Annotated in this window: 9 protein-coding genes and 1 pseudogene; 4 read left to right on the forward strand and 6 right to left on the reverse strand. The window is 61.8% G+C overall.

The window, feature by feature from the left end:
* Window positions 1-4: 4 nt before the first annotated feature.
* The 3 genes from ACODTW_RS24425 to ACODTW_RS24435 form a co-directional block, all read right to left on the reverse strand.
* Entirely contained in the window at window positions 5-1,015 is a 1,011-nt protein-coding gene (locus tag ACODTW_RS24425; protein ID WP_488948746.1) for a LacI family DNA-binding transcriptional regulator, read from the reverse strand.
* Window positions 1,016-1,061: 46 nt separating this feature from the next.
* Complete coding sequence (locus tag ACODTW_RS24430) at window positions 1,062-1,742, reverse strand: Fe2+-dependent dioxygenase (RefSeq protein ID WP_488948747.1); 681 nt, start codon at window positions 1,740-1,742, stop codon at window positions 1,062-1,064.
* Between the two features lie 143 nt (window positions 1,743-1,885).
* Window positions 1,886-4,177 (reverse strand): TonB-dependent receptor, encoded by a 2,292-nt coding sequence (locus ACODTW_RS24435; protein ID WP_488948748.1) that lies wholly within the window; start codon window positions 4,175-4,177, stop codon window positions 1,886-1,888.
* Between the two features lie 311 nt (window positions 4,178-4,488).
* Between ACODTW_RS24435 and ACODTW_RS24440 the strand changes: the two genes are divergently transcribed.
* Complete coding sequence (locus tag ACODTW_RS24440) at window positions 4,489-5,355, forward strand: hypothetical protein (RefSeq protein ID WP_488948749.1); 867 nt, start codon at window positions 4,489-4,491, stop codon at window positions 5,353-5,355.
* Here ACODTW_RS24440 and ACODTW_RS24445 read toward each other — a convergent pair.
* Entirely contained in the window at window positions 5,292-5,993 is a 702-nt protein-coding gene (locus tag ACODTW_RS24445) for a hypothetical protein (protein ID WP_488948750.1), read from the reverse strand. The two genes, ACODTW_RS24440 and ACODTW_RS24445, sit on opposite strands and share 64 nt — an antisense overlap.
* Window positions 5,994-6,173: 180 nt before the next feature.
* Here ACODTW_RS24445 and ACODTW_RS24450 point away from each other — a divergent pair, with 180 nt between their 5' ends.
* The gene (locus tag ACODTW_RS24450; RefSeq protein ID WP_488948751.1) at window positions 6,174-7,133 is read left to right on the forward strand and encodes a UDP-glucuronic acid decarboxylase family protein; all 960 of its coding nucleotides are present in this window, start codon (window positions 6,174-6,176) and stop codon (window positions 7,131-7,133) included.
* Window positions 7,134-7,168: 35 nt separating this feature from the next.
* Window positions 7,169-9,133, forward strand: coding sequence for an O-linked N-acetylglucosamine transferase, SPINDLY family protein (locus ACODTW_RS24455; RefSeq protein ID WP_488948752.1), 1,965 nt, complete (start codon window positions 7,169-7,171; stop codon window positions 9,131-9,133).
* Between the two features lie 23 nt (window positions 9,134-9,156).
* Here the strand turns inward: ACODTW_RS24455 and ACODTW_RS24460 are convergent, their stop codons facing one another.
* Entirely contained in the window at window positions 9,157-10,578 is a 1,422-nt protein-coding gene (locus tag ACODTW_RS24460; RefSeq protein ID WP_488948753.1) for an HlyD family type I secretion periplasmic adaptor subunit, read from the reverse strand.
* Window positions 10,575-12,593, reverse strand: a complete 2,019-nt coding sequence (locus ACODTW_RS24465) for a peptidase domain-containing ABC transporter (protein ID WP_488948754.1) — start codon at window positions 12,591-12,593, stop codon at window positions 10,575-10,577. The genes ACODTW_RS24460 and ACODTW_RS24465 overlap by 4 nt, the downstream gene beginning before the upstream one ends.
* A gap of 634 nt (window positions 12,594-13,227) precedes the next feature.
* Here ACODTW_RS24465 and ACODTW_RS24470 point away from each other — a divergent pair.
* A pseudogene (locus ACODTW_RS24470) lies at window positions 13,228-14,044 on the forward strand (beta strand repeat-containing protein); the annotation flags it as partial.

The raw sequence follows: 14,044 nt of genomic DNA on the forward strand, positions 1-14,044 counted from the left end.
AATGTCAGGCGCCGCAGGATTTGCGGATGACCAGTTCCGCCGGCATGGTGGCAGACGGGGTGTTCTCCCCCTCCATCCGGCGGAACAGAAGGTCCACCATGACCTTGGCGCCGCGGGCCAGATCCTGGTGGATGGTGGTCAGCGGCGGGCTGATATAGGCGGCGATATTGATATCGTCGAAGCCCACGACGGCCACATCCTCCGGCACGCGCAGGCCGGACGCCTTCAGGGCCTTGATGGCGGCAATGGCGATGACGTCGGAGACGGCGAACACGGCGTCGAATGCCACCTTGCTGTCAATCAGGCCGCGCACCGTGTCATAGGCGGTGTCGACGGTGAAATGGGCCGGCGCCATCAAGGCCCGGTCAGGGGTGATGCCGGCGGCTTCCAGGGCACGGCGGTAACCTTGCAGGCGCAGCCCCACTTCCGGCAGATCGGGAACACCCAGGAAGGCGATGCGCCGGCGGCCCAGCCGTAGCAGATGTTCGACCGCCGCCCGCGCGCCACCGACATTGTCCGACCCGACGGAGCAATAGGTCTGACGGGGCAGATGCGCGCCCCAGACCACCAGCGGCAGATAGGTGCGGGCAACGGCATTCAGCGCTTCATGCTGGTCGCTCTGCCCGATGACGATCAGGCCATCGGCGCGCTGCGACTGGATCAGCCGATCCTGCCAGCCGGGCTCCGGCCGGGCCACCTTGGTCAGCAGCACGTTATATTCCCGCGCCGTGATCTCGTCGGCCAGCCGTCCCAGCAGCTCGATGAAGAACGGGTCGGAGATCAGCTGCCCGACCTCATGTCCCAGCGGGATGACGATGCCGATGGTCCGTGTCTTTTTCAGGCGCAGATTGCGGGCCTGTTCATTGACGACATAGCCTTGGGACTGCGCGATGGCCAGGATCTCGTCCCGCTTGGCCTGTGGCACCAGGGAAGAGCCGGCCAGCGCGCGCGACACGGTGGAAACGGACACGCCCGCCAGCCGGGCGATGTCTGCCATCTTGATCGGTTCCGCCATGCCCGCCGTTATCCCCACCATGCACCGATATGCGGGCTATGGGATATCACACTTCGACCCAGCGCCGCAGCAGGTTGTGATAGCTGTTGGTCAGCGACAAGATGCCCGGATGGTCGGGCATGTCCTTGTTCAACGACAGGATGGCCATGTCCATGTCGAGCAGGATGCGCCGCTTCCCATCGTCGCGCACCATGCTTTGCAGCCAGAAGAAGGAACAGACACGCGCGCCGGCCGTGACCGGGCGGACATGATGCAGGCTGGAACTGGGATACATCACCATATGACCGGCCGGCAGCTTCACGGCGTGATGGCCGTAGAGGTCCTCCACCACCAGTTCCCCGCCCTCATATTCGTCCGGATTGCTGAAGAACAGGGTGCAGGACAGGTCGGTGCGGACCCGGGGGCCGCCGAACGGTGCTTGACGGACCGCATTGTCGACATGGGCGCCGAAATGCTGACCGCCCTCATAGCGGTTGAACAGCGGCGGAAACACCCGCGACGGCAGCGCCGCCGACATGAACAGCAGATTCTGCGACAGCGCGTCCAGGATCACCTGCCCCAGTTCCCGCGCCACGGGATGGCCTTCCGGCAACTGGCTGTTGTCCTTGACCTTGCCGGACTGGAATCCGGCCGTGACCTTGCCGTCGACCCAATCGGCCGCATCCAGCATCTGACGGCAGGTCCGGACCTGTTCGGCGGTCAGGACGTCGGGAATGGCGATCATCATCGTTAAACTGTTCCTGGCTGGGCTGTCTCAATGCACAGACTATAGCGTCTGCAATTGCGAGCCACTCTGATTTGCATCAATGCCGACATGAAAAAAGGGGACCCGATCTGGGCCCCCTTTCCACCTGACGTATCGACAGCGGATCAGAAACTGTAATTCACCGTCAGCATGGCGTTGCGGGCATCGCCCGGCGTGGCCCAGCCGCCATTGCGGATGCGTTGGAAATAATGCTTGTCGAACAGGTTGTTGACGTTCAGCTGCACCTGCACATCTTCCGTCAGCCAGTAGGAGGCCGACGCGCGGTGGACCCAGAAATCCGGGGTCTGGAACAGCACCGTGGCATTGTTGTTCAGGTACATCCGGCCGAAATAGGTGGCGCCATAGCCCAGCTGCAGCCCGATGGGCAGGTCATAGGTGGTCCACAGACTGCCGGAATGCTTCATGGTGCTGGTCAGGGGATTGCCCCGCTGCGGGTCGGCGACGCCGTCATCCACACTCTGCAGCACCTCGCTGTCCAGATAGGTGTAGTTGGCGAAGACGCGCCAGGCGTCCGTGATCGTGCCGGCGACACCCAGAGAGGCACCGTCCACCCGGCTTTTGCCCTTCAGCTGTTGTTCGGGGATCAGGGGGTCGGCCGACGGCACCTTGTAGTTGGTGCGTTCATTGCGGAAGATCGCGGCGGTCAGGGAAAGCTGGTTGTCCAGCAGATCCCATTTCGTGCCGATCTCGTAATTCCTGGCGGTTTCCGGATCGACATTGCAGGTCGCCACCGTGCAGGAACCGTTGACGGCCGTCTTGGACGGGGTCTTGGAATTGCCATAGGCCACATAGATCGACCCGTTGGGCAGCGGCTTGTACACCAGCCCGGCGCGGTAGGAGAACAGGTTCTCGCTGTTCTTGAACAACTCGCCCTGCGACTGGAACACGCCCTGGGCGCTGTAGGTGCCGGCCGTGTAGTCGCCCTTGTTATGTTCCCAGCGCACACCGCCATTCAGCTCTACCTGTTCGTTCAGCTTGACCTGATCGAACAGGTACACGGCCTGGTTCTCCAGATTGCCGTCCTGGGTGGCCGTACGGATGAAATTCACCGGGCCAGTATAGATATTGTTCGGATTGCTGATGCTCATCGCCGGCAGGGTCGGATTGGGTGTCGCCCCACCGGGGTTGCGCAGCGAATTGCCCGTGTTCAGGTGGAACTTCTCGGCAAAGATTGCGGCACCCAGGGTCAGGTTGTGGGTGATGGCGCCGGTGGCCAGCTCGGCCTTCAGGTCCGTCTGGTTGAACAGCATGCTGTTGCGCGTGTCGCGGGTATTGCCGCGTGGGCCGCTGGGGGTGTAGGTCCCCGCCGGGCTGCAGGCAGCGCCCGACGAGGCGTTGGTGCCGTCGGCCAGACACCAGGTGCCCTGCGGTGGATCGACGATGGAGAACTGGGTGACGCGCTGCCAGCGGGTCATGTTCTGGACGGACAGCCGATCCGTGAAGCGGTGTTCGATCTTGGCCGTGACCATGTCGACATCGCTCTGCTGCGTGTCGACATTGGCGTATCCGTAGTAATTGGACAGATCCACGCCCGGCAGGACGCCATTGTGGAAGGCGTTCTGATAATAGGGCACGCCATATTGCGGGATATTGTCGTCATGCTGGTGGAAATAGGACAACGTCACCTGAGTGTCGGTGTTCAGGCCGAAGATCACCGAGGGCGCCACGCCCCAGCGTTCATATTTTTCCACGTCGCGGCCGGGGGCATCATTTTTGTGTCCCATGGCGTTCAGGCGGACGGCCACGCTGTCGCCGATCTTCTGGTTGGTATCGACGGTGGCGCGGTAATAGCTGTCGGTGCCGATGCCGGCGCTGGCATTGGTGAAACTGTCGTCCTTGGCCGCCTTGGAGACCAGGTTGATGCTGCCGCCGACGGAACCCGCCCCCGTATAGACGGAGTTGGCGCCGTTGGTTACCTCCAGCTGTTCCAGATTGAAACTGTCGCTGCGCGTGTACTGGGCGCTGTCGCGGATACCGTCGATGGCGATGTCGGAATTGGCGGAATAGCCACGCAGATTGATGCTGTCACCATAGCCGCCGCCACCTTCGCCGGCGCCGAAGGTGATGCCCGGCACCGTTGTCAGGATGTCGCGCAGGTTCAGCAGATTCTGTTCCTTGATCACGGTGGCCGGTACCACGGTGATGGTCTGCGGCGTATCGCGCAGCGGCGCGGTGTATTTGGGTGATGCGGCCTTCTCCGGCTTGTTGTCCGGGGCCGCCGCCTGACCTTCGACACCGAGGGTGGGCAGCAGGACCGCCTTGTCCCCTTCCTTGGCTACCCCCGCGTTGCTTTGGGCCAGCACGGGCGCGGCACTGGCTGCGACCCCAACGGAAAGGGCCGCCATCAGGGCCAAGCGTCCCCGCAGCACCTGGGAATTCTGCCTTGCTTCCATCATCTCCACCTGCTTTGATCAATTTATAATGCGAGTCATTCGCAAATTAGCCTTGTGCGCCGCCCAAATGGTGCAGCGCGTTGCCGATGGGAAATTATTAGGAATGACTCGCATTTGCAATATGTTTGATGCCCGAAACGGTTGGCCGTTCCCGATGCCCCTGGCAGCAGAGTTCACTGGACCGGTATCAAAGCGTCGTGCGAAAGATCAGCGGCTTGCCATCTGTCAACCGGCCTCAAATGAAGATGAAGAATGTCGCTGTCCCTTCCCTGCTACCCCATGAGCCGGCGCCGGTCAGTCGAGAACAGCTGGCATTGACCAAACGTTTCCTGATCCCGTCCTTGAAGAAGATCTACGATTATCTCTATGCCCTGCGCGACGAGATGGATCCTGCTCTGTCCGCGCGGTACACGATGACCTACGGGAAGGAATATCCCCTGGGCTGCTGTCTGGAGATCAGCGACGAAATCCGCAAGGAGCTGGTTCGGCGCCTACAGAAACCTCAACTTCCGGCAGAACGCGCGCTGCATGCCTTTTTCAAGGCAGGTGGCATCATGCGGCCCATCTGGGGTGTTTTGCGCGGCCAGTTCTTTCAGAACGCGACGCAGATCGGCACGCTCTATGTCGATGTTTCCAATGATACGGTCACCGTCACCAAGCCGAAGGTCGAGATATTGCCGATCGACCAGTCCGGGCTGGAACCGATTCGCGACCTGCATCATTACCGCGACGTGGCCCGGCTGTACTGGAACTGCGAGGTCATGGCCAACCATGCCGTGCCGTCCCTGGCGCCCTTGATGCCGATGATGGGCGTGCGGCCGGGGGAGCCGGCCCAACTGATGCCACCGCTGGATTACATGACGGCTCTGATCATGCGCGACCGGTTTCGCATGTCGCAAGCGTGGCTGCAGGAAATGCCGTCACCCTCGCCCGAGGCGATGGAGCCGTTCCTGCAAGCACTACCGGCGCATCTGCGCACCGCACCCGGCGTGGACGGGCGTGCGGCGGGCATCGAGGCCTGCCGGATCGCCCGCGAACAGGGCGCCTGGCAGGACCAGGAATGGCGGTCGGCCCGTATCCTGGATTATTTCGCGATCCTGCGGGCGATCCGTGGCGATCAGGGCGGGCTGTCGAGCGCGAACAGTAAGACCAGTCCCGTGGCCGCATCGGCACCAGGCTGACGCAGGTCCAGTGCCCGGCAGCCAGGCGCCATGGGGGCGGCCAGGGCGCTGTTGACGAAGCGGGCATAGACGGTGTCATTCATCTGCCGGTTTCCGCCCAGGAAGGCAGCGCCACGCACCTGGCCGGTGGCAGGGTCGAAATAGATGCCGATCTCCGCCCGCAGGCTGCCGATGCCGCGGGGCAGCGGCGGCGGGTCCCAGCAATCCATGATCTGGCTGCGCAGCAAGGGATTGGGCCGGCCGCCGACATCATCGATCTTGGCCCAGTTCACCGGCGGGGCCGGTGTGTCGATGATGGCCGGGTCGCCCTGCTGCGCCTTTGGGGGTGCGGGCTTGGTGACCGGGGCCGCGGGTTTCGCGGGCGGCGGCTTGCGCACCGGCGCCGACGGAGCGGACGATGGCACGGGGGCCGGCGGTGTTGCGGCGGTGGCCCTTATCCGTGCCAGTGCCGCGAAACGTCCCTGGGGATAGGCGTCCAGATAGGCACGGTATTCCGCCGGATCCTTGCTGTCCCGGATGCTTTCCCAGAACACCAGCTCGGTGTCAGGCGGCTGGTTCGATGGCGTGGGGGCGCTGCCGCACCCCGCCAGCGCCAGCAGGCCGATCAATGCAAAAAGCCGTAGCAGGTTGGCGTGCAACCGTCAGTTCCTTGCGCTTGGCTACCCGCCGTGGCCGGTGCGGGGTCAAAATTGCGGTTTGTGGGCAGGAAATGCTGCTTCCCATTGGCATCCCTCCCCTCCGCTGCGTTATAGATTAAGCATCTTCTCCGATAAAGGCCGGTTTGACGCCGACCTTGCCATCAACCGCGAAGGAAGAACATGAAGCGGGCTCGTAAGCGGATCTTGGTTGCCGGTGGCGCCGGCTTTCTCGGCTCCCATCTCTGTGAGCGGTTGCTGAAGGACGGGCACGATGTGCTCTGTGTGGACAATTTCTTCACAGGCACGCGGGACAATATCCTGCATCTGATGTCGTATCCCCATTTCGAGGTGATGCGCCACGACGTTACCTTCCCGCTGTTCGTGGAAGTGGACGAGATCTATAACCTCGCCTGCCCGGCTTCGCCCGTCCATTACCAGTTCAACCCCGTACAGACGACGAAGACCTCGGTGCATGGGGCCATCAACCTGCTGGGGCTGGCGAAGCGGACCAAGGCGAAGATCTTCCAGGCCTCCACGTCGGAGGTCTATGGCGACCCGACCGTGCATCCGCAGACCGAAGAATATCGCGGCAACGTCAATCCGATCGGCCCGCGCGCCTGCTACGACGAAGGCAAGCGCTGCGCAGAAACGCTGTTCTTCGATTATCATCGCCAGGCCGGCGTGAATATTCGTGTCGTGCGCATTTTCAACACCTATGGCCCCCGCATGCATCCCAATGACGGGCGCGTGGTGTCCAATTTCATTGTCCAGGCCCTGCAGGGCCTGCCGATCACGATCTATGGCGATGGATCGCAGACGCGTTCCTTCTGCTATGTCGATGACCTGATCGAAGGGTTCGTGCGGCTGATGGATGCGCCCGACAGTGTGACGGGCCCCATCAATATCGGCAATCCGGGTGAATATACGATCCGGCAGCTGGCCGAGGAGGTGGTCCGTCTGACCGGGGCCAAGTCGGAATTCATCGTCAAGCCTCTGCCCCAGGATGATCCGCTGCAGCGCTGCCCTGACATCACCAAGGCCAAGGCCCTGTTGTCCTGGCAGCCGACCATCCATCTCCAAGAGGGATTGAAGCGCACAATCGCCTATTTCGCCGGGCAGCTTGGCGTCGATACGCCCTGATCCCTGCCTTGTCGTTGTCATCGGGGCCGGTCCACATGGACATTCTTCAACTTTTCGCGGCTGCGGCCGAGTTTGAACGTCGTGGCGACACGAATGGGGTTGCTGAGCTTTATACCGGGTGGATCGCTTCACACCCCGATGACCCCGCCATCCAGGCGGCGCGCTTCAATCTCGGCACCGTGAAGATGAATCAGGGCGACCTGCATGGCGCCCTGATTATCTTCAACGAAATCATCGGCCAGCGGCCGGACTTTGTGCCGGCCGTCATTTCGCTGGGCTCGTGTCTGGAGCGCCTGGGCCAGGCCGAAATGGCTATCAATTACTGGCGGCACGCGCTCGGCCTTCTGGGGAACGTCAATCAGGAGACGATCAGCTACAAGGTGACGGCCATCAAGCAGCTGGGCCGGGTGCTGAGCGAGCAGAAGATGACCGCCGAAACGGAAAATCTGCTGCGCAGGACGCTGGAGATCCGGCCGCATTCGCGTGAAGAAATCGTGCATTGGGTGAATGTGCGTCAGCGCCAGTGCAAGTGGCCGCTTCTGCAGCCCGTGGGCGAGGTGACGACCAAGCAGATGAACCTGGTGATGGCCCCGCTCAGCATGGCCTATTACACGGATGATCCCCTGCTGTCCCTGGCCAACGCCTATCACTATGTGGCGCATGATGTGGGCATGCCGGACAGCTTCAAGACGAATGCTGATTTCGCTCACCGGCGCCGTCATCCCGACGGACGACTGCGCATTGGATATTTGTCATCGGATCTGCGCGCCCATGCCATCGGGCACCTGACGGCGGAACTGTTCGGTCTGCATGACCGGACGCGGATCGAGGTCAGTGTCTTTTATTGCGGTGTGCCCCACGACGACGGTCTGAAGACGCGAATCCGCAACAGTGTTGATTACTGGGTCGATATAACACCGATGTCGGATCCCGATGCGGCGGCCCTGATCGAGGAACGCGGTATCGACATCCTGATCGACATCAACGGCCACACGCGCGATGCGCGTACCCGTCTGCTGTCCCGGCGCCCGGCACCCATCATCGTGAACTGGCTGGGCTATCCCGGCACCATGGGCAGCCCCTTCCACCATTACATCCTGGCCGACAATGTCATCATCCCGCCGGAGATGGAGAAATATTACACGGAGAAGGTGGAACGCGTCCCTTGTTACCAGCCCAATGACAGGCACCGGGTCGTGGCCCCCGGTGTACCGGTGCCTGAACAATATGGGTTGCCCAAGGATGCGTTCATCTATGCCTGCTTCAATGGTCAGCAGAAACTGACCCGCTTCACGTTCGCCCGCTGGATCGAGATTTTGAAGCGGGTTGAAAACAGCGTGTTGTGGATGCTGCAACCCGGTGACCATGTCGAAGTCGAATTGCGCGAGCGCCTGACGGCGGCGGGTGTCGACCAGGCCCGGTTCATCTGTGCCCCGTTCACCGCCTCACCGGACCATCTGGCGCGCTACAAGGTCGTGGACGTCTTTCTGGACAGCGCGCCCTACGGTGCCCACACCACGGCATCGGATGCGTTGTGGATGGGTGTACCCGTCGTCACGGTCCCGGGCCGCACCTTTGCGTCGCGTGTCTGTGCCAGCCTGGTGCATTCGGCCGGCCTTCCCGATCTTGTCTGCTCCGGTCCGCGCGACTATGTGGAAACGGCGGTGCGATTGGCGACCCATCCCGAGGAACTGGCGGCTGCCCGGGAAAAGCTGCGGGCGGCGCGTGACACTTGCGCCTTGTTCGATACCAATCTGATGGCGCGATCAATGGAGGACGCGTTCGACCGGATGTGGGCGGATTGGGAAGCAGGACGCCTGCCGATTCCCGACATGACCAACATCCGCCTCTATGGGGATATCGGCAGCGACTTCAACCATGATGCCGAGGAGTTTGGCTTCCTGCCGGACTATGAACAGCGCTATCGGACCGCGCTGGCCCGGCACAATGCCTATTCCCCCATTCCCTACGATCAGCGCCTGTGGCGTCAGCCTGACTGACCGGGCATCCGAGGGCCGATTGGTTACGGCTCTCGGATGCTTTCATCCAGACCGCGCAGGATCGGATAAAGGAAATAGGACATGACGGAGCGGCTGCCGACCTTGATTTCGGCCCGCACCGTCATACCGGCGGTCAAGGCGGTGCCTTCCGGCATCCGCCGCAGCTCGGTCGTCAGCAGTTCAACCTGCGCCTTGTGCACATAGGCGCTGGAAATGACCGGCGATCGCAGTGCGTCCAGTTGCTCCCCGGTGGCTCCAACCACATAGGATTCCTGACTGATCGAGCGCATCCGCCCCTTCAGCATGCCATGGCGCTGAAACGGAAACGGGTCGACCTTCACCTCGACCTCATCGCCCAGACGGACATAGCCGATGTCGGCGGAGCCGATGGTGACATCCGCCAGCAACGGGCTGTCCAGGGGAATCAGGGTAATCAGCGCCTCGGCCTCGCGCGCGATGGAGCCGCTGGACCGTTTAGCCACTTCCTGCACGATGGCGTCGGCCGGTGCTGTCAGTTCGACCAGATCGTTCATGCGCACGGCCTTGGTCAACGCCTCGTCGACCTGTGCCGCATCGCGCCTGGTTTCAACCAGCTGCTCCAGCAGCTGCCGCTGCCAGTCGTCCACGAAGTTCTGTCGCTCCGCGCGCCGGGCTGCCAGCGCGAATCGCAGTTCCTGGATCTTGTTCCGGGTGGCTTGCAGGGACCGCTCCGTCTCCAGACGGACCGACCGCGCCTCCAGCAACTGCAACCGTGACCCGGTCTGGCCCTTGAACAGCTCGGCACGCAGGTTTTCGACGTCCTGCGCCACATCCAATTGCTGCGACAGTGACTTCTCATCGTCCTCGGCGGAGCGCAGGGCGGTTTCGTCACTGCTGATCTGGCCGTCGAAGGCGGCGAGACGTGACTGGTATTGCGCCGATCGCTGGTGGAACAGCGTCGTCTGCAGCACCATGTCCGGGTCGGGGTCTCGGGTCATGCTGTCGGGCAACGGCTTGCCCGCCGACTCCAGCTCCAGCCGGCGCAGCAGGGCGAACAGCGTCTTCTGCTGCGATGACAGGGACGAACGGTCGGCAGCAGTGAAGGTCGGGTCCAGTGTGGCCAGAACCTGCCCCTGTCGGACAACCTCCCCTGGCTTGACCCGCATTTCCGTGACGATCGACAGGGCCATCGGTTGCAGAATGATGGGCGGCGACTGTGTGACCAGACGTCCGGGCGCCACGACCACCATATCGACCTGGATGAGCGATGCGACGATGCCGGCCAAGACCAGCATGCCGGCGACGACGAGATGGGGGCGCCCTAGGATCGGGGGCGCCGGCTCGGCAATCACCACTTCAAGATCGGATTGGAACTCCATCGCCTCGGGCGCGACATAGGGGCGCGGCGCCTGTTGTCCGATGACCTGACGCCAGCGCTCTCGCAGGGGATTCAGAGCCCGTTTCAATGGATGTGCTGTGTCTGGGTTTGCCATAGGTGCCGATAAATGTCGCAGCGTTGCAGCAAGACGGCGTGGGGGGCGCAGTCGATGAGACGACCCTGTTCAAGGACCAGGATCTTATCCGCCTTGACCAGTGAAGAAAGCCGATGGGAGACGATCAGCATCGTCCGGCCCTCGGCGATGCGGGTCAGGTTCCTTTGGACGATAGCTTCGCTGTCCGGGTCCAGCGCGCTCGTGGCCTCGTCGAAGATCAGCAGGCGTGGATGGGTGACCAGGGCGCGGGCGATGGCGATGCGCTGGCGCTGTCCGCCGGAGAAGTTGGAGGCGTTTTCCTCCACCATCGTATCGTAGGACATGGGCAGCCGGTCGATGAACTCGTCGGCACCGGCCATCTGTGCCGCCTGAATGATCTCGGCCAGCTGCGCGTCGGGGCGTGCCGCCGCGATATTTTCGCGGATCGTGCCCCGAAACAGCAGATTGTCCTGCAGGACCACACCAATGCTGCGCCGCAGATGGTCAAGGTCGATATGGCGGAGGTCGACGCCATTCAGCTTGATCATCCCTTCCTGGGGAAGATGGATGGACTGGATCATGCGGGTAATGGTTGTCTTGCCCGATCCCGACCGGCCGACGACACCGACGACCTGCCCCTCCTCGACATCGAAGCTGACCTTGTTCAGGGCAGGCGAAGCGCCTGGAGCATAACGGAAAGTGACGTCTTCGAACGTCATCGCCCCGGTGATCGGCGGGCGCGCCTGACGGATGCTGCCGCTGCGCTCCGCCGGGGTGTTCATGACGGTGCCCAGCATGCGGACGGAAAGGTCGGCCTCCTGATACTCATTGATCAGGGCGACGATCTGCAGCAACGGGCCCGTCACCCGGCCGCACAGCATGTTGAACGCGACCAGGGCGCCCAGGCTGAGATGTCCATCGAACACCAGGACCGCCCCGAAACCCAGAATGCTGATCTGCATCAGCTTTTCCAGCCCGTTGGTCAGGACACCACCCAGGATGCCGATACGGGCTACATCCAGATGTCTGCGCGCGGCCTGCGCAACCTTGTTGTCCCAGGCGGTCTGCCGCAAATTCTCCAGCACCAGCGATTTCACCGCACGCATGCTGTGCAGGGTTTCGACCAGATGCGCCTGGCGTGAGGCATCCGTTTCATATAGCCGGCTCAACTGCGATCGATAGATCGGCACCATGAAGGCGATCACGCCGGAGATGGCCAATGAAAACGCCAGCACGATCAGCGTCAATATCCCGCTATACATGGCCAGCAGCACCAGCAGCACCGGCAGGGTGATCCCATCCAGGAAGCACTGGAACAACCGGCCTGTCAGGAAATGCCGCAACTTCTCCGTCTGCTGCATGTGCCGCGTCAACACGCCGGCACTGTTGCTCTCGAAGAAGCTCAACGGCAGACTCAGCAGATGCTGGAAGGTCCGCGAGGTGAGGCGGGCATCAATCTTGTTGCTGGCCAGGGTCATCAGGTTCTGCCGCACATAGGCAAAGAACCCGTCGAAAAGGGTCAACAGGATATAGATGCAGACGATCGCGAACAGCGTCTGATAAGAATGATGTGTGACGACCTTGTCGATCAGCACCTGAAACAGCATCGGCATGGCCAATGCGATCAGGTTGCACATCACGGCAGCAATGGCCACACCCCGGAAGAAATTGGCGTAGCGCAGGATTTCCGGCATGAACCAGCGGAAGCCGAAAGGCTGCTTCTCATCCAGAAGCGCATGGATCCGCTTGGTCAGGATAAGCTGACCCGACCATTGTTCCCGAAATTCGGCTTCCGGAACCATCTGGACGCCCGCCCCCTCGTTCTGGGGGTCGAGGATGGCCGCGAACTGGCTGCCTGCGGGACCCGGCGGCACAAAGGCCAGGATCACCCAGCTTCCATCCTTGCGGATCGCGATGGCCGGATAGCCACCACCGAGGTTGCAGACGGATTTCCAGCTGCTGTGGCGGACCAGCTTCGTGCGCAGGCCCACGCGGTACATGGTCCGCATAATGGTTGATACCAGCTCGCCGTCCGTGGCAGCCGGCAATTCATCAGGCGACAATTGTACGCCGTGATGCATTGCGACCAAGAACAGACACCGCAATGCCGTCAAATGAGGGGACAATCGCAATATCCACTATAGGGGGTCGGTCAACTGGGCGTGAGGCTAATGCCAATCGCCAAAATTAACGACAAAAAAGTGGAAGCAGCCGCAAATGCGGATTCGGCGGTGTCGATGGAGCGAAAGGCCGCCACGGGGGAGGCATTAGCGGCATCGCCCCGCCCCGGCCCCCCTTTTGTGCAATGGAGCGGCAATTCGGCTGCGCTTGAGGGCCAAAAATGGGGGGTACTCCGATTGAAACTTGACTCGTGCTTATGGATGGTATTTTATCCAATGAGACCCAAAAAATTTGGGCGCCGAATACCAAAAGGGGACCATTAGGCAGCTATTTTGTATGCGCCAGTTTTCTGGCGTGGGTGAGTGCTGTCGATTTGATCCGGTAGAAGGCTCCAGATTGTGTGGGTGTTAGTCGTGGCCGGCAACTCTGCGTGAGTGTAGGTCGCGGCGGCTTGGTAGGGCTTCTGGACAGAGAGGTCTTGCTGGGTGGTTCCACCTGACACTGAGAATCTGGAGCGCGGCCATGTCGATCATTTCGTCCTTTAACACCACCCAAATTGCCGGCCTGACTACGACGGTCTTGGCATCACTCTCTTCGACAGACTTGAGGTCGCTTGCGTCGACCCAGACTGAGGTGCTTGACACCACCCAGGTCGGTGCGTTGTCCACCACGCAATTCGGTGCGTTGGCGACAACCCAGCTTTCCGGTCTTTCGACGACGGTCGTCGCAGCGTTGGGAACGAGCCAGGTACGGGCCCTTTCCACGACGAACTTTGCGGGGCTGTCCACCACGCAGATCGGTGCCGTCACCACCACCCAGATCGCCGCGCTCGCAACATCTCAGGTCAGTGGTCTGACCACCACCGCCGTCGCCGCCCTTTCCACGACGCAGGTTGTCGGGTTTGGCACCACGCAGGTTGTTGCTCTTACCTCCACGCAGATTAATTCGTTTGATACATCCAACATCGCCGCATTGACGACGACGCAGGTTGTCAGCCTGACGACGACGCAGCTGAACGGTATGAACTCGACCAGCCTGCAGGCGATCGAGACCACCGATCTGGCGGTTCTGACGACGACGCAGGTTCGCAATCTGAATTCGACGGCGCTGAACAATCTGTCGACGACGCAGGTTGCCGAGCTGACGACGACTCAGATCGTGGGGCTGACGACGACACAGCTGAACGTCTTGAACTCCACCAACCTGCAGTCGCTTGAGACGACCGATCTGGCGGCCCTGACGACGACGCAGGTGCGCGGCCTGAACTCGACGGCGCTGAACAATCTGACGACGACGCAGGTGTCTGAACTGACGACGACGCAGGTTGCCAGCCTGACGA

This window comes from Niveispirillum sp. FG148 (assembly GCF_057809655.1).

Coding starts and splice junctions, on each gene's coding strand:
- ACODTW_RS24425 (WP_488948746.1), bottom strand. CDS start 1,015: ATGGCGGAACCGATCAAGATGGCAGACATCGCCCGGCTGGCGGGCGTG.
- ACODTW_RS24430 (WP_488948747.1), bottom strand. CDS start 1,742: ATGATGATCGCCATTCCCGACGTCCTGACCGCCGAACAGGTCCGGACC.
- ACODTW_RS24435 (WP_488948748.1), bottom strand. CDS start 4,177: ATGATGGAAGCAAGGCAGAATTCCCAGGTGCTGCGGGGACGCTTGGCC.
- ACODTW_RS24450 (WP_488948751.1), top strand. CDS start 6,174: ATGAAGCGGGCTCGTAAGCGGATCTTGGTTGCCGGTGGCGCCGGCTTT.
- ACODTW_RS24455 (WP_488948752.1), top strand. CDS start 7,169: ATGGACATTCTTCAACTTTTCGCGGCTGCGGCCGAGTTTGAACGTCGT.
- ACODTW_RS24465 (WP_488948754.1), bottom strand. CDS start 12,593: ATGCGGACCATGTACCGCGTGGGCCTGCGCACGAAGCTGGTCCGCCAC.